This window comes from Hydrogenophaga sp., assembly GCF_019264445.1.
Classification (GTDB): Bacteria; Pseudomonadota; Gammaproteobacteria; order Burkholderiales; family Burkholderiaceae_C; genus Hydrogenophaga.
This window is the reverse complement of the sequence record NZ_JAHVAB010000085.1, coordinates 1-20,723: the sequence shown is the minus strand read 5'-3', so window position 1 is coordinate 20,723 and position 20,723 is coordinate 1. Positions and strand designations below refer to the sequence as shown.

The window sequence follows — 20,723 nt, the reverse complement described above, 5'->3', positions numbered from 1 at the left end:
ATGCCTTCACGGTGACTCCCCCATGGTTCGCATCCACCTCGCCATCGATCTGCAGTACGAGATCAACCCCCCTGGCGCCGATTTCATCTTCAATGTGCAGGCCGCGCATGCACCGCAGCAGACCGTGGGCTGGGAGCAGCTGCAGGTCAGCCAGCCCGTGCCACTGCTCATGCACACCGATGCCGCCACGCGCTCGCGCACGCTGCGCCTCACGGCGGTGCCCGGCCCGCTCTCGCTGCGCTACCGCGCCACGCTGGACATCGACCACCACGTCGCCCAGCCCGACAGCGTGTTCGAAACCCCCGTGGCCCAGCTGCCGCCCGAGGCGCTCACCTACATCTATCCCAGCCGCTACTGCCAGTCCGACTGCGTGACCGCCATGGCCAACGAGCTGTTTGGCCAGCTGCCCCAGGGCTACCGCCGCGTGCAGGCCATCCAGCAGTGGGTGCAGAGCCAGGTGAGCTTTGAGTCCAACACCAGCAACTCCATGACCTCGGCGCTGGACACGCTCAACGACCGCAAAGGCGTGTGCCGCGATTTCGCGCACCTCATGATCACCTTCTGCCGCGCGCTCAACATCCCCGCGCGTTTCACCACCGGCATCGACTTCGGCGCCGATCCGGCCCTCGGGCCCACCGACTTCCATGCCTACGTGGAGGCCTACATCGGCCACCGCTGGTACCTGTTCGACCCGTCGGGCACCGCCATCCCCATGGGCTTCGTGCGCATCGGCACCGGGCGCGACGCGGCCGACGCGTCGTTTGCCACCATCTTTGGCAACGTGGTCACCCACGCACCGCGCATCGACATCTCGGCGCAGACCAGCCCGCAACACGGCTGGCTCATGCCCGTGCACCGCCAGGAAGCCCTGTCGACCGACGGTGGCTGGCAAGCCGGCGGCTGACGCGGCGCCGCCCGGCCACCCGAGGCGCGCCACCGCCTCGGGGCAAAGCCGAGCAAATTACTCTGCGAAGGCCCTTCCCACGTCTGGCGTTTGCCGGTAGAATTCGGCACGTTTCAAGTAAGAAACACGGGTTTACTAAAGAAACGCTTGACCCTCGCCAAGGCCAAGCCCCTCAAGGACTGCAGATGAGCGTATCGGGCATCGATCAAATCACCTACGGAGCCGCCGACCTGCCGCGCTGCCGCCAGTTCTTCCTCGACTGGGGCCTCTCGCTGGTGCAGGAGGGCCCGCAGGAACTGGTGTTCGAGTCGCTCAATGGGTGCCGCGTGGTGGTGGCCCACTCCGACAAGCCCGGCCTGCCGCCCGGCGTGGAGCCCGACCCGACGCTGCGCGAGGTGGTGTGGGCGGTGGACTCGCCCGAGAGCCTGGCGCTCTACCGCACGCGCCTGCAGCACCAGCCCGGCTTTGTGGACGCCGATGGCCGCGTGGGCTGCACCGACCCCAACGGCCTGGCGATCCGCCTGCAGGTGAGCCAGAAGCGCCCGGTGCAGCTCGACAGCGCGCTCACCAATACTTGGAGCCACCGCCCGCGCCGCAACCAGCGCAGCCCGGCCTACGACCGCGCCACGCCGGTCGAGGTGGGCCACGTCGTGTTCTTCGTGACCGACCTGAAGGCCACGGGTGACTTCTACACCGAGCACCTCGGCTTCGTGGTGTCCGACACCTACCCCGGCCGTGGTCTGTTCCTGCGCTGCGCGCCCGAAGGCGGCCACCACGACCTGTTTCTGCTGCAGCCACCCGAGCCGCGCAAGGGCCTGAACCACGTGGCCTTCTCCGTGCGCGACCTGCACGAAGTGGTGGGCGGTGGCCTGCACATGTCGCGCAGCGGCTGGAGCACCGAACTCGGCCCGGGCCGCCACCCGATTTCTTCCGCCATGTTCTGGTACTTCGAGAGCCCGGCCGGCGCGCTGGTGGAGTACTACACCGACGAAGACGAACTCACCGCCGACTGGGAGCCGCGCGAATTCACACCCGGCCCCACGGTGTTTGCCGAATGGGCGATCAAGGGCGGCATCGACGGCCACACGCGCCGCCAGGTGAACGCCGGCGCACCCAGCGGCAAGTTCATGACCGACAAGGTCAAGCCGCCCACGGAATGACACCGAAGGAGACCCCGCCATGCGAACCCCGGACCTCTACAACGAAACCCACCAGGCGCGCACCGCGCCCCCCACGTCTTACGAGGGCCTGCTCGGCGACTCGATCGAGCGCGCCTACGCACAAGGCATTCACGACCTCGAAGGCCTGGTGAAGTACCTCAACCAAGCGGGCCCCTCGGGCCCCAACGGCCAGCGCTGGACGGAGCAGTCCTTCCAGCAGGAAATGGCCCGCCTCGGCGCCTGAGCGCCGCCGAACCCCGCCCACCCGCCAGGAGCAACCCCCATGGACACCTCCGTCATCAACGTGCAACTTGACCCGGTCGACGCCGTGCTGGAAGTCGGCCTCAAAGACCTGTGGTTCCCGGTCTGCCCCTCGGGCTTCGTGAAGGACAGCCCGATCTCGCTGCGCCGCTTGGGCTACAAGATCGCGCTCTGGCGCGACGCCTCGGGCAAGGTGCACGCGCTGGAAGATCACTGCCCGCACCGCGGCGCGCCGCTCTCACTGGGCGTGAACCTGGGCGACCGCCTGGCCTGCCCGTACCACGGCGTGGAAGTGCGCTGCGACGGCACCGTCACCCGCGTGCCCGGCAGCCCCGGCTGCAAGCTCGAAGGCTCGCGCCCGGCGCGCATGTTTCATGCCGAAGAGGCGGCCGGTGCCATCTTTCTCTACAACGCGAGCAACCCCATCCTGGATGCCGCGCCACCGCTGCAGTTGCCCGAAGAGCTCACCTCGCCCGAGTGGTCGCACTTCCTCTGCTACACCGAGTGGGGCGGTGACTACCGCTACGTGGTCGACAACGTGATGGACCCGATGCACGGCGTGTACCTGCACAAGCAGTCGCACACCATGAGCGAGGGCGACAGCCAGGCCGAGTTCCAGATTCGCGACATCCCCAACGGCTTCTGCTTCGAGAAGAAGGGCCAGCGCGGTGTGAACTTCGACTGGACCGAGTGGATGGACCTGGGCATTCATGTGATGCGCCTGGAAATCCCGTACCCCAAGACCGGCGGCCCCGGCGGCAACTTCACCATCATCGGCAGCTACACGCCCATCAACAACCGCACCTCGGGCGTGTTCCATTGGCGTTGCCGCCGCGTGAGCGGCTGGCAGCGCGATGCCTGGCGCTTCCTCTACAAGAACCGCCTTGAAGAGCGCCACTGGAACGTGCTCGAACAAGACCGCGTGGCGGTGGAAAACATGGAGCCCGACGCCAACAAGCGCGAGCACCTCTACGCGCACGACATGGGCATCGTGCGCCTGCGCCGCCACCTGAGAAACCTGGCCAAGGCGCAGCTCGACAAGGCCATGTGAAAATCGCGTGATGAGCAACGCCAACACTTTGCAGGCCTGGGTGCACACACTGCGCTTCGAGGCCGACGACATCATCAGCGTGGACCTGCGTCCCGCACCCGGCGTGGTGTTCCCCGCCTTCGAAGCCGGGTCCCACATCGACCTGCACCTGCCCAACGGCATGGTGCGCAGCTACTCGCTGTCCAACCACTGCCAGGAGCGCCACCGCTATGTGGTGGGTGTGCTCAAAGACCGCGCCAGCCGGGGCGGTTCGAAGTGCGTGCACGAGCAGCTGCGCGTGGGCATGCGCATCACCATCAGCGCGCCGCGCAACAACTTCCCGCTGCACGAAGACGCCACGCACTCGGTGCTGGTGGCCGGTGGCATCGGCGTGACGCCGGTGCTGTGCATGGCGCGCCGCCTCAAGGACCTGGGCCGCAGCTTCGAGTTTCTGTATTTCGCCCGCTCGCGCCAGAGCGCCGCCTTTGTGGCCGAGATCGAAGCCCTGGGCGTGCCCGTCACCTGGCACTTCGACGACGAGAAGGGCGGCCCGCCCGACCTCAAGGCCCTGCTGGGCCGCCGCGCGCCCGCTGCCGGCGAACACTTCTACGCCTGCGGTCCGGCCGTCATGCTCGACAACTTCGAGAAGACCTGCGCCGCGCTGGGCCACACCCAGGCGCACATCGAGCGCTTCACGGCGGTGGAAGTGGCTGCCGCTGTGGACGCCAGGAAGACCTTCACCGTGCAACTGCAACGCAGCGGCCAGACCTTCGAAGTGACGCCCGAGACCTCGCTGCACAAGCGCCTGGTCGAGCTCAACATCGACGTGCCCTGGAGCTGCGAAGAGGGCATTTGCGGTTCGTGCGAAACCAAGGTGCTCGAAGGCGTGCCGGACCACCGCGACATGGTGCTGACCGACGCCGAGCGCGCCGCCAACAAGGCCATGATGGTCTGCGTGTCGGGCTGCAAGAGCGAGCGGCTGGTGCTCGACCTCTGAGCGTCTTCGCTCAGGCCGCTGCCGCCGGGTAAGGGCTGGTGTCGGCGGCCGACATCAGGCTTTGCACCAGCGCTTCCATGAGCCGCGCGCGCAGCGGCTGCGAAGCGCCATCGTTCCAGAGGTTGCGCAGTTCCATCGGGTCGTTCTTCAGGTCGTAGAGCTCGCCCCATGCCTGGCCGTCGTACACGGTCAGGCGGTGCTCGTGGTCGCGCAGGGTGCGCATGCGCACGCGGCGGTCCAGCCCGAAATCGCTGCGCTGGCTTTCTTCTTCAATCAGCAGGTGCGTGCGCACCGCGTGTGCCTGCCCGGTGGTGAGCGGCAGCAGCGATTGCCCGTGCATGCCGTTCGCGCTCTGCAGGCCCGCGCGTTCGAGCACGGTGGCGGCAATGTCGGTGGTTTGCGCGAGTGCCTGGGTGGCGCCTTGCGCGGGCGCGTGCACCGGGTCGCGCCAGATGAAGGGCACGCGGGTGAGGGCGCGGTAGTGCAGGCCGCCCTTGAACATCAGCCCGCGGTCGCCCAGCAGCTCGCCGTGGTCGCTGGTGAACATCACCACCGTGTCGCGGTCCAGGCCGAGGGATCGCAGTTGCGCCATCACGCGGCCCACCGCGTCGTCAATGCACGCCAGGCTGCCGTGGTTGAGCGCGAGCGCTTCGCGCGCTTCCTGCTCGCTGCAGGCAAATGCGCCATACCCCGGGCGAAAGCCGGGTTGGCGCTCGCGCTGTTCGCGCAGCCAGCGCACGGGCGGCGGTGGGTCCACCAGCTCGGCATGGAAGGTGGCGGGCAACGACACGTCTTCGGGCTTGAACAGGTCCCAGTAGTGGCCCGGTGGCGTGAACGGGTGGTGCGGATCGGGGAACGAGCACTGGATGAAGAACGGTTGTGCGTCGCCGGCCAGTTGCTCCAGCACGTTGCAGGTGTGCCCCGCGATGTAGGCCGTGGGGTAGAGCGCTTCGGGCACGCGGGTGCGCCAGGCCTGGCGCAGCGCGCCCAGCCGCAGGCCGGGTGTGGGGATGGCGTTGTCCGGGCCGATCAGGCGGTCGGCGTCGGCCGTTTGCGCGCGCAGCCAGCGGCGCCAGTGGCCGTGCTGCTCGTCGGCGTGGCCAATGGTGAGGCAGGCGCGCTCGAAGCCGTAGTAGGGCAGGTCGAGCTCGAAGGCCGGGTCTTCCTCCCAGCGCTTCCACACCTCCTGACCGTAGCGCCCGGGGTAGGGCTGCCGCGCGTCATGCGCCAGGCGCTGGCCCGCCGCCGGCCACGCGGGTGGCACCGGGGTGATGTTTTGCAGGTGCGACTTGCCCACGAGCGCCGTGCGGTAGCCGGCCAGGCGCAGCGTGTCCACAAACGTGCGCTCGCCGTGCGAGAGCTCGCGTCCGTTCATCTGCACCCCGTGTGCGCTGGGCAGGCGCCCGGTCATGAGCGAGGCGCGGTTGGGCTGGCAGATCGGCGTGGCGACATGGAAGTCGTCAAAGCGGCAGCCGTCTGCGGCCAGCGCGTCGATGTGCGGCGTATGCACCTCAGCGTTGCCATAGCAACCGAGGTGGTCGGCGCGGTGCTGGTCGGTGACGAACAGCAGGAAGTTGGGGCGCCGCGCCATGCCGCTGGCCTTCATCGGGCTCAGTCGGCCTTGATGTTGAGCTCTTTGGCCAGCTTGCCGTAGCGCTCGTTGTCGGCTTTCATGAAGTCCGCAAGCACCTGCGGTGTGCCGCCCAGCACGTCCAGCCCGGCGCCGGCCAGGCGCTCGCGCACGTCGGGCAACTTCAGCGCGTCGTTGAATTCCTTGTTGAGCCGGGCGATCACGGGCGCAGGCGTACCGGCGGGCGCGAGCACGCCGTACCACGCGTTGACCTCCACGCCGGCCACGCCTTGCTCGGTGGCGGTGGGCACGTCGGGCAGCAGGGGCGAGCGCGCCTTTTCCGTGAGCGCCAGCGGAATCAGCTTGCCCGCCTTGATGTGCGGCACGGCGCCACCCAGCCCGGTGAACAGCAGCTTGACTTCACCGCTGAGCGCGGCGGTGATGGACGGGCCCACGCCGCGGTAGGGCACATGCATCAGGTCCACCTGCGCCGAGCGCTTGAGCATTTCGCCTGCGAAGTGCATGGGCGAGCCGTTGCCGGGGCTGCCGTAGGGCACGCCGGGCGACTTGCGGGCCAGCTCCACCAGCCCCTTGAGCGTGGTGGCGCCCAGCTGCGGGTTGGCCACGAGCACCATGGGCGTGGTGGCGGGCGCGATCACGGGCACCAGGTCTTTGTGCACGTCCACACCACCGCCGGCACCGGGCGCGAGCACGTGGGGCGAGATCACCACGGTGTTGGGCGTGAACAGCAGGGTGTGGCCGTCGGCCGCCGAGCGCGCCACCGCGCTGGCACCGAGCAGCGCACCGGCACCGGGCCGGTTGTCCACCACCACGGGCTGTCCGAGTTTGGGCGCGAGCTTTTCAGCCAGCACGCGCGCGGCCAGGTCGGGGCCACCACCGGGCGGGAAGGGCACCACCAGCGTGACCGTTTTGCTCGGGAACGTCTGCGCCGCCGCCAAGGGCAGGGCCATGGCCAGCAGGGTGCCGAGCAGGCCCAGGGTGATGCGGCGTGTGGGGTGCGTCATGCGGTTCTCCAGAAAAGGTGAGGGCTGTGGGTGTGTGGTGGGTTTCAGGCGATAGCCAGTGGCACGTTCCAGGCGTCGTAGCCGTACACCCAGTCGGCGTTGCCCTGGCCCTTCATCCACTGGTTGCCGCGCGATCCGATCTGGATCCTGGCGGTGCGTTCCTGGCGCGTTTTCTCGTAGCGGCGCAGCGCTTCGGTGGCCTGCGCGCGGTTCGTGGCGCCGGCCAGCGCGCGGCCCAGCACCACCGCGTCTTCAATGGCCATGCCCGCGCCCTGCGCCATGAACGGCAGCATGGGATGGCAGGCATCGCCCAGCAGCGTGACCGTGCCTTGCGACCACTGCGGCAGCGGCTCGCGTTCGTACAGCGCGCTCTTGAGCGTGGTGTCGCAGGCATCCAGCAGCGCGCGCGCGTCGGCATGGAAGTCTTTGTAGAAGCCGCGCAGCTCGTTCACATCGCCCGGGCTCGTCCACGACTCTTCCGTCCAGCTCTCTTGCCCGGTGGTGGCAAACACAAAGGTCTCGCGCCCCTGGTTGAGCGGGAAGGTCACGATCTGGCTCTGCGGGTTCGGGCCCCACCACTTGGTGAAGGCGTCGATCTCGGGCACGTGCTTCACGCGTTCGGTGGGCACCACCGAACGGAACGACACCACGCCCGTGAAGCGCGGACTCTCTTCGCCAAACAGCGCGGTGCGCACGCGCGAGTGAATGCCGTCGGCGCCCACCACCACGTCGAAGGTGGCTTCGCTGCCGTCGTCAAATTGCAATGTCACGCCGGCATCGGTTTGCGTCAGCGTCTTCAGGCGCTTGTTGAATTCGATCTGCTTGATGGGGAACTGCTCGGCCAGCGCGGCCAGGATGTCGGCGCGGTGAATGGTGACCTGCGGCGCACCGTACTGCGCTTCGGCCACGTTGCCCATGCCCAGGCGCGAGGTTTCCTGGCCCGTATCCCAGTCGCGGCTGATGCGGAAGGTGGGCTGCGCGCCCGTGCGCCGAATGGCGGCACCCGCGCCCAGACCGTCGATGGCGCGCACCACGTTGGGCGTGAGGTTGATGTCGGCCCCCACGCGGGAGAAGCCCTTGGCCTGCTCGAACACCGTCACCTGGTGCCCTTGCGCCTTGAGCGCAATGGCGGCGGCCAGGCCACCCACACCACCGCCGGCAATACCGATCTTCAAACTGCTCATGGGGCTGCACTCCGTCGTTGTCGAAGCGTGCATTGTTCAGCGCACCCCGCCCGCGCTCAACCGCACGGACGCCTGAAATGGGTACGATTCGTCCACACCTGCCCCACGTTTTCCCTAGGTCATCCCACCACGCGCCCCATGGATGTATTGAGCGACGTCCTCGCCATCTGCCGCGCCGAGCGCGCGGTGACCGCGCGCTTTCACCTCTCGGCGCCGTGGGGCCTGCACTCCAATGGCGTGTCGGGCGCGGCCATGATCCGCATGGCGCGTGGCGCCCCGTGGTGGGTGGAGGTGGCGGGCAGCGCGCCGCTGCGCGTGGAGCCCGGCGACCTGGTCATGATGCCGCTGGGCACCGCGCACCGCATGAGCGCCGAACCCCGCGCACCCACCGTGCCGTTCGCCCAGCTGCTCACCCAGCGTACCCCCGGCGCACGCGACGAAGCCCCGCTGGACCTGAGCCATGGCGGCGGCGGTGAGGCGTGCGACATGTTCAGCGCGCTGCTGTGGTTCTCGGCCTATTGCCGGCACTCGGTGCTCAGCGTATTGCCGCCGCTCATTCATGTGCGCGCGAGCGAGCTGCCCACGGCGTTCGTGCTGGCCGCGTCCATGGAAACGCTGGTGACCGAAACGCTCGACCAGCGCCCGGGCTGGCGGCTGTCGGCCAGCCGCATGGGCGAGCTGCTGCTGATCAACATCTTGCGCGGCCACCTGCTGCGCGGCACCGGGCCGGCTGAAGCCAGCTGGTGGCGCGGCCTGTCAGACCCCGCCATCGCCCGCAGCATTGCCGCCATGCACCGCGAGCCTGCGCGCAGCTGGACGGTGGAAGCCCTGGCGCGTGAAGCGGCCATGTCGCGCTCACGCTTCAGCGACCGCTTCAAGGCGTTGGTAGGCGACACGCCCATGGGCTACCTCAGCGCCCACCGCATGGCGCTGGCCGCCGAGCAACTCGAAGCGGGGCACCTGCCGCTGGCGCAGGTGGCACAGGGCGCGGGCTATGAGTCGGACAAGGTGTTTGCCCGCGCCTTCCGGCGCTGGGCGGGCCTGTCTCCCACGGCGTACGCCAAGCGCGAAGTGGCGCGGCGCACGGCCATGGGCAGCCCGCACGAAGCATCCGCAGCAAACTGAATTTGCAAGGCCCGTGCGGTCTGCCGGTCACGGCACCAGGTCATTCGCCAAAGAACGGTTCAATGGCTTGCTCCCAATCTCCTAGCGCATGCGCTCGTACAGGAGTCGTTACAGGGCGCAATCAGGGTTTGCTATAGGGAAGCGCCGGCTCAGCATCTTGTTACTCCAAGCTACACTTTGACGCAATTTAATGCAGCGGTGCGAACGCCGCGCTTGGGAGGAATTGTCGATGTACAGGTGCTGGCTTGCCGTGTTCTTCAGCGTTGCGGCTCTTCTGGGTTGTGGGGGCGGTGGCGGTGGTGGTAGCAGTGGGGCATCTGGTGGGGGCACGCTCTACGTATCGGTGGATTACCCTGCCCAGGCGATTTCGCTCTACGAGCCTGCGCTGGTGCAACCGCAATTGAGCGGATTCGCTGGCCGCATACCTTCCTGTTCGTTGGTCGCCGGAACCATGCCAGCAGGCTTGCAACTGCGCAGCGACTGCAGCATCGTGGGTCGCGCCACGCAGCCTGGCATCAGCGTGATCACCATCCGTGTGGCCGCATCGGGTGTCAGCAACACGCTGGATTTTCCCAAGGCTGTGCAGGTCAACGGCCCCACGACGGACTACCAAAACGGCACGCTGCAAAACGTGCCCCTCGGAACGGTGGTCAACGATTTCCCTTCCGTGAGGTACTGGACTCCCGGTGGCGACCTTTCGATCGCGTGGAGCTACCGCGTGCAGAGCGGCAGTCTGGCACCGGGGCTGTCGTTGGACCCCGTGACCGGGCGGGTCAGCGGCACCCTGCAGACGGTGGGTGTGTACTCGGCCTTGATCGTCGCGACACTCCAGACGCAGTTCGGCACGTTTGAGACCAGTCCCACCTCCTACGGCGTCAATGTGGACGTGCCTGTGGTCCGCTACGACAACGTTGGGACGGCTTACGTGAGCGTGCCCTACACCAACACGCCTTGGTTGCAGGGAACGCACCTCCCGGACGCCGCGTTGTCCAACGTGACCTTCTCGCCCGCCTTGCCGCCTGGTCTTTCCGTGAATACGGCCGGCGTCATTTCCGGCAGTCCGACCGCTGAATTGCCTTCGGCACAGATGCACACAGTGACGGCGACATTGACGCAGGGCGGTGTGAGTGGGGCCACACAGGGCACGCTCAACCTGTCGGTTCTGTCGCCGGTCTACATCCGCTATGCCTTCAGCAACACGCCGCAGGGCACCCCGCTCAACCTGGTGCCGATCGTTGACCAGCGCGTTCCACTGTCTCCTGGTGCCACGATGAACTACTCGCAGGGCAGTGGCTCGTGTGTGTTGCCTCCCGGCGTGTCGATCGATGGACCCACGGGAGTGGTCAGCGGCACTTCGCCGATCACCGGGTATTTCAGCTGCACGTTGAACGTGGACATCACGAACAACGGCGTGAGCTGGACCGATTCGGCCATCCTGAGTTTCGCGGTGTATTGACGGATTGCATGCACCAGGCGAATGGTTGCGATCGAGAGATCCCGGTCGCAATGTTCATGAATCGGCAACGGCTACCCGCAGGTACCCGATTCATCCGTTTAGTCCCCCCCTTCTTTTCAGCAAACGTGAGGCAAAAAAGCATGAAGGTTTTTCAGTACAGCAGTCGACGTGCTGTTGCGGTTCTTTTCACTGCGTTGGTCACTCTGGCACTCGGTGGCTGCGCATCACCAACCGGCATCACCATCGACTATTCGCCCAGCTCGACCAAGACCGCGCAGGGCAGCGTCAACGTCGGTGACTTCAAGTACTCGGCGGTGGACCCGAAGACCTCCAAGCCCATGCCGCAGGACGTGATCCGCAACACCGCCATGGGCGAAATCAAGCTGGACCGCGAGGTGGCCAAGTTCGTGCGCGATGCCGTTTTCACCGAGCTGCGCTTTGTCGGCGTGAAGGTCATTCCAGATGGCAAGCTGCTGACCGGTGACATTGAAGAGTTCTTCATTGATGACCTGGGCTACAGCATCGACTGGACCTACCGGGTCAAGTACACCGTGCAGGACAAGGCTTCTGGCAAGGTGCTGTATGCGGGCGTCAAAAACATCCAGCGCAAAACCAACAAGTTCGGAAACCCGCTGGGCGTCCTGAAAGAGAACATCAAGATGAGCATCGAGGCGCTGCTTGACGATCCTGAGTTCGTGAAGGCGATCAACTGAGGGGCCTGCGCTGCACGCCCCAAGGGGGTGACTCGATTCGCCTGCATTCGAGTCCCCTCTGAAGCGTTTTCAGGGCCGCCCGGGGCTCACACGGTGGGCACCGTCCCGCCGTCAATCACATACTCCGCGCCCGATACCGCGCCCGCGCGCGGCGACACCAGGAAAGTGATGAGGTCGGCCACCTCGGCAGGGCGCGCGGGCCGGCCCAGCGGAATGCCGCCGAGCGACTGCATGATGATGCGCTGCCCGCCCGCGTAGTCGGTGCCGGCCTGCGTGGCCAGCCGTTCGGCCATGGCCACCGCCGCTTCGGTTTCGATCCAGCCGGGCGCCACGCTCAGCACCCGCACGCCCCGGGGCGTGACCTCTTTGGAGAGCGCCTTGCTGTAGGTGGACAGTGCGGCCTTGGCCGCCGCGTAGGCGATGGTGGATTCGGGCAGCGGCAACACGCGCTGGATGGAGCTCACATGCACGATGACGCCCGAGCCCTGCGCCAGCATGGCGGGCAGCAGGGCGCGGTCCATGCGCACGGCGGGCATGAGGTTCAGGTTGATCTCACTAGCCCACTGCGCGTCGTCCAGCGCGGCAAAGCCACCGCCCGGTGCGCTGGAGCCACCCACCACGTTCACCAGAATGTCGATGGCGCCCCAGTGCGCCAGCGCCGCGCGCGCAGCCTGTGCGGCGCCCTCGGCGGTGGACAGATCGGCCGCCACGTAGTGCACGCCTTCCAGCGCGTCGGCAGGCACGCTGCGCGCCGTGGTCATCACCTGCGCACCGGCGGCCTGCAGGCTGCGCACCAGCGCAGCGCCCACGCCCTTGGTGCCACCCGTGACCAGCGCGCGCAGGCCGGTGAGTTGAAGGTCGAAATGCGCGGGAGCGCTGGCCTGGCCAGCGATGGGCGCGGCGCTCATGCCGTGATCTCCAGCGAGGCAATGCGCCCGCGCTCCAGGCGGAAGCGGTAGCGCAAGTCCACCGGGCTGCCGGGGAAGTTGCCCACCACGTGGCCGGTGACGGTGTGTACACCGTCGGTGAATTCCAGCGCCTGCGGCTCGGTGGTGTAGGTGTACGCGGCCGATGCCGCTGCCTTCCAGGCGCGGATGGCAGCCAGGCCGGTGTGGGTGCGGTGCTCGTCCTTCACCACGGCCTGCGCCGTGAAGCAGCGGGCCACGGCGTCGGGGTCCTGGCGGTCCGCCTGGAAATAGGCGGCGATGGGCTCGGGCAGGTTCAGATCGTTCATCAAAAGCTCCTGGGGGGTTGCGATGCCCCAAGAATGCAGCGCCACCGTAATTTAGTGAATGGCCTAGAATTTTCATGGGTTATGTAGAAAAGGATGCACAGTGCGCGGAGCCGAATTTGCTGAGCTGAAAGCCTTTGTGGCTGTGGTGGAGCGCGCCAGCTTTGCGCGCGCGGCCGAACACCTGGGCCTGTCGCCCTCGGCCTTGAGCCAGACCATTCGCCAGCTGGAAGCGCGGCTGGGCGTGCGCCTGCTCAACCGCACCACGCGCAGCGTGGCCCCCACGGCGGCCGGCGCGCAGCTGCACGAACGCATGGCGCCGCTCATGCACGACATGGACGACGCCGTGGCCGAAGCCAGCGCCGCCGCCGGCCGGGCCGGCGGCACCCTGCGCATCAACACCCTGGGCATGGCCGCGCGCCAGTTGATCGCGCCGCGGCTCGCGCGCTTTCACCGCGCCCACCCCGAGGTGGTGCTCGACATCGTGGTGGACGACGCCCTGAGCGACGTGGTCGCCGGCCGCTTTGATGCCGGCATTCGCGTGGGCGAGCGCGTGGAAAAAGACATGATCGCCGTGCGCCTCACGCCCGACGTGAAGATGATCGCCCTGGCTTCAACCGATTACCTCGCCAGCCACGGCACACCCCGCACCCCGGCCGATCTGCACCAGCATCACTGCATCAACTGGCGCCTGCAGGCCGATGGCCGGGTCTACCGCTGGCCGTTTGAAAAGCGCGGCAAGCGGCAAGAGGTTGCCGTGCACGGCCCGCTCACCACCAACCACGCCCACACCGGCCTGGCCGCTGCGCTGCAGGGCTTGGGTGTGCTGTATGCGTTTGACCACGAAGGCATTGCAGAAGCGCTGCAAAGGAAACAGCTGGTGCAGGTGCTGGCCGACTGGTCGATCACACGGCCCGGGCTGTTTCTGTACTACCCCCACCGGCGCCACGCGCAGCCCGCGCTGAGCGCGTTCATTGACTGCCTGCTCGACAAAGACCTGCCCGCCCGCCAGCGCGGCGCCAAAGCTGCGAACTGAACTTGCTCAGGCGCGCCTGGCGCGCCGGGCGTATTCAATGGCCGCGATGCAGATGGTGAGCCAGGCCACGCCCAGCGCGAAGCCGGCCACCACGTCGCTCGCCCAGTGGACCTGCAGGATCACGCGGCTCCAGCCGATGCTGAAGGCCAGCGCGGCCGCCAGCAACACGCTGGGAACATGCCAGCGCACCGGCAGCAGGCGCAAACACAGATACGCCAGCATGCCGTACACCACCAGCGAACCCGAGGTGTGCCCGCTCGGAAAGCTGAAGCCGTCGGCCTGCGCAAAGCCGTGGTCGTGCACCGGGCGCACGCGCTCAAACACGCGCTTGAGCCCCTGGTTGAGCAAACCCGCGCCCGCGCACGCCACCACCCAGCCCAGCGCCAGCATGGTGTGCCGCCGCACCAGCAGCACCCCGGCCAGGGCGATCACCAGCACGGTGAGCGGCAACGGATCGCCCAGGCGGGTGAGGTAGCCGAAGAACTGCAGGGCGGCAGGGGGCAGCTCGCGAGCCAGCGTTTCCGTCAGGCGCACGTCGAACTGGCCGATCTCTTCGCCCGCGTCAAACACCTCCATCATTTCCGCAAACAGCGAGCCGGTGGCCATCAACACACCCGCACCCAGCGCAAGGCACACCCCCAGCAGCAACGGGCGCGGCACGCGGCCCCACACGGTGTGCGCGCCATACCGGTGAACGCCCAGCACGGCCGCGGTGCAGCCGATGAGCACCACGAGCAAGGCCGCCGCCAGCACGGGGAGCGCGTGGCGCCCGAGCCATTCGGCCCAGGCGAGGGTTTGGGTGAGGTCGTTGTCCATCGGTAGGGTTTGACTGGGAGCGTGTGGTGGAGTGGAGGCCGGCGTGGCCGCTGCGGGTCAGACGGGATTGTGTGCTGTGCGTTCCTCGCGCAGCGCCATGTTTTCTCGAAGGGTGCTTCAGGCTTTTTGGGTGAGCTGGTCGGCGATGAACCCCAGTGCGCGCAGCGCGGGCGCCGGATCACCGCTGTACTGCGCCTGCACGATGGCGCCATCCACGGCGCAGGCCAGGGCCTCTGCCGTCCGCTTTCGCTGAGCTGAAGGCGGCAGCAACGCTTCAATGGCCTCGGCCATCTGCTGCTTGTGCTGGCGGGTGACCTCGACCACGGCGGGCATGGCGGGGCCCATCTCGCTCACGCTGTTGAGGAAGGCACAACCCCGGAAATCGCCCATCGCCTTCCCGCGGAACCACTCCTTCAAGACCGACGGGAGCACCTGCACGCCCTTGGTCGCACCGCCGTGGCGTTCCAGAGCCTCGGTGAACCACTGCATCCAGCGCTCATGGCGGAAATTCAGGTACGCCACGATCAGATCGTTCTTGCTCGGGAAGTGCCTGTAGAAGGTCACCTTGGTCACGCCGGCCTCTGCGATGACCCGGTCGATCCCGGTGGCGCGAAGGCCCTCGGCATAGAAGAGGTCATGCGCCGTGTGGAGGATGCGTTCTTTCGCAGACAGGTCGCTGATGCTGGCGTCGGGTTTTTTGCTCATGGCAGCACTATAGACAGACCTGTCTACTTTTGCCACAATTCGCATGTAGACAGACTTGTCTACATGCCGTGGGTCTGCGGCCCATCACGACCATTTACCGAAAGCCACTGCCATGGACACCCGCCCCCCGCTGCCCCCCTTCACCCGCGACACCGCCATCCAGAAGATTCGCCTGGCCGAAGACGGCTGGAACAGCCGCGATCCCGCACGCATCGTGCTCGCCTACAGCCCTGCCACCGTCTGGCGCAACCGCGTGGAGTTCCCCGTGGGCCGCGCCGAGGCGCAAGCGCTGCTGGAGCGCAAGTGGGCCCGCGAGCTTGACTACCGCTTGATCAAGGAGCTGTGGGCCTTTGAGGGCAATCGCATTGCGGTGCGCTTTGTGTACGAGTGGCACGACGACGCCGGCAACTGGTTCCGCAGCCACGGCAACGAGAACTGGGAATTCGACGAACAGGGCCTGATGACACATCGCCACGCGAGCATCAACGATAGGCCCATTCAGGCCGCTGACCGGAAGTTTCATTGGCCGCTCGGGCGCCGACCTGACGACCACCCTGGGCTTACGGAGTTGGGGCTTTGAGGTGAATGCCCGGGGCGTTTGAGCGCACGCAATTTCAGTTGCGGGCTTAACCGGCCGTCAAGCTGCCATCTGTAGTAAGGAATTGTGGGTGAGTGCCACGTTGGTCCGGAGTGGCGCTTGGTCTGTGGCGCTGGACCGTATCTGCTTCCCGTGTTATCGCCATAGAAATGTGCCCTGCGATACGTCGCCTTCGTTGTTGACGTGGTTGCCTGGCACATAGTGCGCTGGAGCGTGAGCGGTCCTGGGCGCACGCACTTCTTGCTCGATGGCTTGGAGTAGGCCCTATATGCCCACCACAATAGCCTGACCTAACCCGAGCTGTCTCCGCGAATCCCAAGGCGATTCACGTGGTCTGTGTAAGCCTGCTCATGAGCACGGGCTTCGTGGGAGTGCGGACCACAATACGTGGGAACGCGTTAGTTCGTGCGGCGCCGAGTTGGTTGCCTAGATCCATCCGATGCAACCAATACCGTTCTTCGATTTTCGCGTGTCAGGTCCATGACGACTACCTTCAACTTGGCACGATCCCTCGCGGGGATTCGCGCAGTTAGCAGTCGCTCGAGGTCTGCCGAGTCCGAGGGCACATTCCCTTCGGGCGATGTACGCGTCTTAACCCCGAACCAAAGAACTAGGTAGATCCCATGGCCATCGGCTGCAGGATCGATCGAGTACAGCCCCTGCAGTTGCACCTGCCATGCGACCCAAAGCGACTCGTTGTTATCTTTTTTAACCTCGATCGGCACTGCGATCAGGCGTCCTGGGGCTGCATACTCGATCCGCATATCGGCGCGTTTGTCAGCGGCTGCCCGTCGCTCGGAGGACGCGGTAACTTTGGTCTGAGCGAGGCGCAACTGCAACCGCTCCAGAAGTAAGTCGCGGCAGTTGTTTTCGCTGTCGGGAACGCGGCGGCCGTCCATAGCTACCCAGAACTGCTTTAGTGCGAAGGTTTCAGTGCCGCGAATGTGGCGCTCAATATCTCGCAAGTGCTCTATCGTGAACGCCTGAAGGTCAGCGCAGCCCGCGGGCGACAGATTCTGCAATGTCATCGCTGCAGCAACCGGGCTTGGGTGGGCATAGAAGGCCTCTCGCGCGGCGGCCTGCTGAGAAAGCAATTGGTAACGTAGATAGTTGCTCCAGTTTTGCAGCGTCGGCAGTTCGATAAGGCGATGGATTTCTTTGGCCGATTCAGGTCGAGCATCGTTGGCCAGAAAGCCGATGAGTGCCTTCATGGTGTCGCTGCGGTTGTGCGCCGAAGTCACCCATCCATCGGGGTGAAGCTCAGACCGCGTAATCAAAGCGAGTAGCTCCACCAGCTTGGAAAGCACGGCAGGTTCAACCCACTTCAGGGACTGCTTCAGATATCCCTGTTCATGCAGTGCTGCGCCAAGCAACGCGATCCGTTTTTCGCTCTTTCCAACGATCTTGACCAATCGTGCCAAAGCATCGCTGCTGAAACCCAGTCCTGCCACTAGCCAAGAAATTCGTTGTGGCAAATCAAGCGACGCTTGCTCCGTCTTTCCGCAGACGATTTTCGACGCGACTTCTGTATCCAGAAGATGCAGTGCACTGAGAAGTGAAGAATTCAGCTCGCGCGTAGACTGTGCGCTCGCCCGCTGCGGGAATGTTGTCAAAAGGTCAGGCAATACCAAGCGCGCAAGCCCTGCATGCCCCACCTCTCGCGACAGTGCCCAAAGCCCTGTCACCATGAGAGCACCCTTGCGACGAAGTCTGGGCGTCGCATATCGAAGGTACAAAGGCGCGACTTCGTCGGGCCTGATCTCCACCGCACGCTTGTACCAGCCCGGCATCTCGCCTGTGCCGTCAGTTAACCAGAAGGCAACGAGTGTCGATAGCAGCGGTTCACGCCAAGTGTCCACCGCTTGTTCGTTTCGCTCATCGACCATCTTGGCAGCTAGCAGCGCTGCCGGCCGCAGGTGGTGGTACTGTGCCGCAGCGTCTATGCGAAAGACCTCGTCTGACGAAGGCAGATCGGTGCGACTCAGGACTTGCTCTACGCGCGCGACCGCCAATCTCGCGGTATCGATGTCGGAGACCAGCAACTCTTGCACTCTCTTCTCTGGAGAGTCCCCCTCAATGTCGGTGAAGCGACCGTAGTAGGCCGAAGTGATCTTGTTAAGAAGCCATGGGGCAGGAGTGCCAGTTGTAAGCGCCTCCAGGTACGGCGCGAAGCCTTCCTGACGTTTCCGCCGATTTGCTTGACGCGCAAGCTCGTGGAGTATTTGTTGACGGTGGTGGTTGGCTCGCCAGTCGTCTGCCAACTCGCATGTCCACTCTTGGGTCAACCACACCTGCGCTTGCGGCCAAGTTGCAGTATTCGCTTCGACCCAGTTGATGATGTACTCCATGCTGGGCACCACCATGCCTTCCTGTGAATCAACGACTGCGCGCGCTGCTACTTGGCTGAAGCAATATTTTGCAAGTTCTTCGTCAGCAGTCGATGCTGTCACTTCCAGGAGCCAGAAAAGCCAGTCCGCTGGTCGATCTGCTCCGCACAGGCGGTTCTCGGCCTCCCAGAAGTGACGCCGATTCGACCCTGCCTCCTTAGACCTTTGGCGCCACCCCCACGCCATAGCCGCTTTCAAGCGGTCGGCGTGACTGCTCAACCACCGCGCAATTCGCGCGCCTTCGTACATTCCTAGTTTCGAAAATCCGTGTTCGTCAGTGCCTATACCAAGCCAGGCGTACAGGCGCTCACCACTAATCTCTTCGCCGACCTGTTCAAGCGCACGGGCAAGGATCTGTCCCGCTAGCCTGTACCCCTCGTGGTCGAAGTGCCGGTGATGTGATGGTGGGTTAACTTGCAGCCAAGAGTCAGCTAGCAACACGAACCCCTCGGGGGGTGTCTGCTCGATAAGGCCTACGTACCAGAAATGAGGTAGCCCCGCCGTTGAGCTGATCGCTTCGGGTGTCGGCCAGAATCGCAACACTTCCTCCGGCCGCAGATGCGCTGGGTAGAGGTCGAGAAGCAGAGCACTTGCCAATCTGGCGTCATAGTCTGGGGTCTCGCCACCATGCAGGCGGTCGAGCCACTCACGCGCACGCGTGGCGTCGAACGGAGTGATCCTCTTCCAGACGTTGTACGCACCGATGCGGTTTCGGAACTGCGCGTTGGGGTCCATCACCCAGGCCTCGATTTCGTTGATCAAATCGGGCATGACTGAACCATGATTCAAGGCGTCGAGCACGCAATCCACAAGCGCCTGGTTGGCGTCAGCCGTAGAGTGATCGCTAAGCACCTCAGCTAAGGCATCAACCATCTCAGGTGACGCCAACGCCGCGAACGGATAACTTGTCCACTGCCCGTTACGGAACCACGGGTTGTCCTGAGCGGCGTCACGCAATGCTTCTAAGAGTGCACGTTTGTCTGTACCCGTGAACGCAGATGCGTCCCCGTTCAATATGGTTGTAAGTGGGTCCAGCCTAATTAGTTGATTTCGATCAGCTACATGGTGGACCGTTAACCAACCGTGCAGACCGCGCAAAGGCTCGACCGTAATTCCGTCGCCGCCCTGCATGAGCGCCAGCACCCGTCCCAGAGGCAGGCCAGACCGAAGACGTCGAGCGATCGTCTTCGCGGCAAGGTACTCCGCGATGCTGCGGTGCCGTGGCGTTGATTCGCCAGCGACAGTTACGAAGATCTTGCTGGCCAACGCTGCCCTAGCGTCGTGAAGTTGAAGTGCGTCCGGCAGCTCATGCCAAGCGAACGTCGAGAGGTCGCTATCCGCGGATGGTCCTCGTGTGAGGGCGCTCTTTCCGCTGAGGAGAAGGATCGCGCACAGCATGCCAGCGTCGTCAAGTCGGCGATCAATGTCACCAGGACCGGGCGCTTGAACCTCCCGATGCGCGTCCGACTGCTCCTCGGCGAGCTGGATACACGCAAGGTCGTAAATCGCACTGCGTGAGTCTGGCCAACCGCCCTTCGACGCAACTGCGCGAATCGCCAGATCTAGCAACAGAGGGTTGCCGAACAGGTCGGCAAGCCCGTGGTCGTCTGCCTGTCGCAGAAAACTCTGCGGGTCTGGAACTTCCGACGAGCGGGAGACTAGGATTTTCTCTTGCTCGCCGCGGGATAAGGGTTCGAGGTGTAGTTCGAGGACCGTGTCGTGCGGCGCCACTTGTTCCAGCGCACTTAGATCAGACTGAGCACGCCAGTCGTGTTCACGGCATGAAAGCCTGAATCGCGGTCGGCCAAGATATTTCAGCTTCGCTCGAATTTGGTCGAGTGCTGTGCGTCCATCGCTTGCGCCCGCTCTCATCTCGTCCAGAGCATCGATGAACAGGGTCTTGCCGGCGTCCTGCGGTTCGATGCCAAGAGCGATGAAGTCCCTGGCACTGCGGAACACACCACCGCTCGCAGAAGCCTCCATGCGAAGCGACTCGCTCTTACCGGCGCCGGGGTCCGCCAAGAGCACGTAAGCGTCGACCGCTCGCCAGTCCTCGATGGGCCGGGTCGTCGCGGTGCCGTCCTCCAGCAGACCTGTTGCCCTACGCGAAATCAGCAGCCGTTCTCCGCCCATCTCATTGTGTTCCACAGCATTTGCTAAGAGGGAACTAAGAATACCAGCGGCAGTTGGCAGCGCTTTCGATACGCTCTTAGCAAGTTCCTGTTACGGACAAATAGTTGCGCAAGTTCGCTGGTAAGCAGTTCTAGACCGTGTCTACCGTCGCACCAACGGGCCTGCCTCTAGCTGAGAACGTACGCTCGGTTTTTGCTCAGTTTCAACCGCTCGCGCTGCAGAGCGCACCACCGATAAACAGTCATTGGCGCCCAGCCAATCGTTGCGCAGTTGTACTCCGGACCTTCCACACTGCCGCTCCACGGTCCACGCTCAATTGGCGGGTCCTTTTCCGCCCCCGCCCCCATCCATCACCCCCCACCCACCCGCCCCCCCGGTATCCACCTCCCCAA

General features: G+C 65.2%; 18 protein-coding genes. 10 read left to right on the top strand and 8 right to left on the bottom strand.

The window, feature by feature from the left end:
• Positions 1-22 precede the first annotated feature (22 nt).
• From KXJ60_RS20450 to KXJ60_RS20430, 5 genes are all read left to right on the top strand, one after another.
• Complete coding sequence (locus KXJ60_RS20450; protein ID WP_291131996.1) at positions 23-904, top strand: transglutaminase family protein; 882 nt, start codon at positions 23-25, stop codon at positions 902-904.
• Between the two features lie 185 nt (positions 905-1,089).
• Positions 1,090-2,064, top strand: a complete 975-nt coding sequence (locus tag KXJ60_RS20445) for a VOC family protein (protein WP_291131994.1) — start codon at positions 1,090-1,092, stop codon at positions 2,062-2,064.
• Between the two features lie 19 nt (positions 2,065-2,083).
• Positions 2,084-2,308 (top strand): recombinase-like helix-turn-helix domain-containing protein, encoded by a 225-nt coding sequence (locus KXJ60_RS20440; RefSeq protein WP_291131992.1) that lies wholly within the window; start codon positions 2,084-2,086, stop codon positions 2,306-2,308.
• A gap of 39 nt (positions 2,309-2,347) precedes the next feature.
• Positions 2,348-3,376 (top strand): aromatic ring-hydroxylating dioxygenase subunit alpha, encoded by a 1,029-nt coding sequence (locus tag KXJ60_RS20435; protein WP_291131990.1) that lies wholly within the window; start codon positions 2,348-2,350, stop codon positions 3,374-3,376.
• A 10-nt stretch (positions 3,377-3,386) separates the two neighbouring features.
• Positions 3,387-4,352 carry a PDR/VanB family oxidoreductase gene (locus tag KXJ60_RS20430; RefSeq protein WP_291131988.1) on the top strand — a complete coding sequence of 322 codons (966 nt, stop codon included), beginning with the start codon at positions 3,387-3,389 and terminating at the stop codon, positions 4,350-4,352.
• 10 nt (positions 4,353-4,362) lie between these two features.
• Here KXJ60_RS20430 and KXJ60_RS20425 read toward each other — a convergent pair whose 3' ends face one another.
• Genes KXJ60_RS20425 through KXJ60_RS20415 form a run of 3 tightly spaced genes read right to left on the bottom strand, consistent with a single transcriptional unit; the run spans position 4,363 to position 8,131 of the window.
• Positions 4,363-5,958, bottom strand: a complete 1,596-nt coding sequence (locus KXJ60_RS20425) for a sulfatase-like hydrolase/transferase (RefSeq protein ID WP_291131987.1) — start codon at positions 5,956-5,958, stop codon at positions 4,363-4,365.
• A 5-nt stretch (positions 5,959-5,963) separates the two neighbouring features.
• Positions 5,964-6,947, bottom strand: a complete 984-nt coding sequence (locus tag KXJ60_RS20420; protein WP_291131985.1) for a tripartite tricarboxylate transporter substrate binding protein — start codon at positions 6,945-6,947, stop codon at positions 5,964-5,966.
• 44 nt (positions 6,948-6,991) lie between these two features.
• Positions 6,992-8,131 (bottom strand): FAD-dependent monooxygenase, encoded by a 1,140-nt coding sequence (locus KXJ60_RS20415; protein WP_291131983.1) that lies wholly within the window; start codon positions 8,129-8,131, stop codon positions 6,992-6,994.
• Between the two features lie 138 nt (positions 8,132-8,269).
• Here KXJ60_RS20415 and KXJ60_RS20410 point away from each other — a divergent pair, with 138 nt between their 5' ends.
• The 3 genes from KXJ60_RS20410 to KXJ60_RS20400 all read left to right on the top strand — a co-directional run bounded on the left by KXJ60_RS20410 (position 8,270) and on the right by KXJ60_RS20400 (position 11,425).
• Positions 8,270-9,256 carry an AraC family transcriptional regulator gene (locus tag KXJ60_RS20410; protein ID WP_291131982.1) on the top strand — a complete coding sequence of 329 codons (987 nt, stop codon included), beginning with the start codon at positions 8,270-8,272 and terminating at the stop codon, positions 9,254-9,256.
• A gap of 463 nt (positions 9,257-9,719) precedes the next feature.
• A complete protein-coding gene (locus KXJ60_RS20405; protein WP_291131981.1) occupies positions 9,720-10,712 on the top strand; it encodes a putative Ig domain-containing protein in 993 nt (330 codons plus the stop codon).
• 140 nt (positions 10,713-10,852) lie between these two features.
• On the top strand, positions 10,853-11,425 hold the full coding sequence (locus KXJ60_RS20400) for a hypothetical protein (RefSeq protein WP_291131979.1): 573 nt from the start codon (positions 10,853-10,855) through the stop codon (positions 11,423-11,425).
• Between the two features lie 86 nt (positions 11,426-11,511).
• On the opposite strand, the gene KXJ60_RS20395 is transcribed toward KXJ60_RS20400, so the two are convergent.
• Both KXJ60_RS20395 and KXJ60_RS20390 read right to left on the bottom strand, forming a co-directional pair.
• Positions 11,512-12,333: an SDR family oxidoreductase gene (locus KXJ60_RS20395; RefSeq protein ID WP_291131977.1), complete on the bottom strand. Its 822-nt coding sequence runs from the start codon at positions 12,331-12,333 to the stop codon at positions 11,512-11,514.
• Entirely contained in the window at positions 12,330-12,659 is a 330-nt protein-coding gene (locus tag KXJ60_RS20390) for a nuclear transport factor 2 family protein (RefSeq protein ID WP_291131975.1), read from the bottom strand. Before KXJ60_RS20390 ends, KXJ60_RS20395 begins: the two co-directional genes overlap by 4 nt.
• A 100-nt stretch (positions 12,660-12,759) precedes the next feature.
• On the opposite strand from KXJ60_RS20390, the gene KXJ60_RS20385 reads away from it, so the two are divergent.
• The gene (locus KXJ60_RS20385; RefSeq protein ID WP_291131973.1) at positions 12,760-13,692 is read left to right on the top strand and encodes a LysR family transcriptional regulator; all 933 of its coding nucleotides are present in this window, start codon (positions 12,760-12,762) and stop codon (positions 13,690-13,692) included.
• 6 nt (positions 13,693-13,698) lie between these two features.
• On the opposite strand, the gene KXJ60_RS20380 is transcribed toward KXJ60_RS20385, so the two are convergent.
• Together KXJ60_RS20380 and KXJ60_RS20375 are read right to left on the bottom strand one after the other, a co-directional pair.
• Positions 13,699-14,508: a phosphatase PAP2 family protein gene (locus tag KXJ60_RS20380; protein ID WP_291131971.1), complete on the bottom strand. Its 810-nt coding sequence runs from the start codon at positions 14,506-14,508 to the stop codon at positions 13,699-13,701.
• A gap of 117 nt (positions 14,509-14,625) precedes the next feature.
• Positions 14,626-15,213 (bottom strand): TetR/AcrR family transcriptional regulator, encoded by a 588-nt coding sequence (locus KXJ60_RS20375; protein WP_291131970.1) that lies wholly within the window; start codon positions 15,211-15,213, stop codon positions 14,626-14,628.
• A 112-nt stretch (positions 15,214-15,325) separates the two neighbouring features.
• On the opposite strand from KXJ60_RS20375, the gene KXJ60_RS20370 reads away from it, so the two are divergent.
• Positions 15,326-15,793: a nuclear transport factor 2 family protein gene (locus KXJ60_RS20370; protein ID WP_291131969.1), complete on the top strand. Its 468-nt coding sequence runs from the start codon at positions 15,326-15,328 to the stop codon at positions 15,791-15,793.
• 416 nt (positions 15,794-16,209) lie between these two features.
• On the opposite strand, the gene KXJ60_RS20365 is transcribed toward KXJ60_RS20370, so the two are convergent.
• Positions 16,210-20,181 (bottom strand): hypothetical protein, encoded by a 3,972-nt coding sequence (locus KXJ60_RS20365; protein WP_291131968.1) that lies wholly within the window; start codon positions 20,179-20,181, stop codon positions 16,210-16,212.
• Positions 20,182-20,723: the final 542 nt, after the last annotated feature.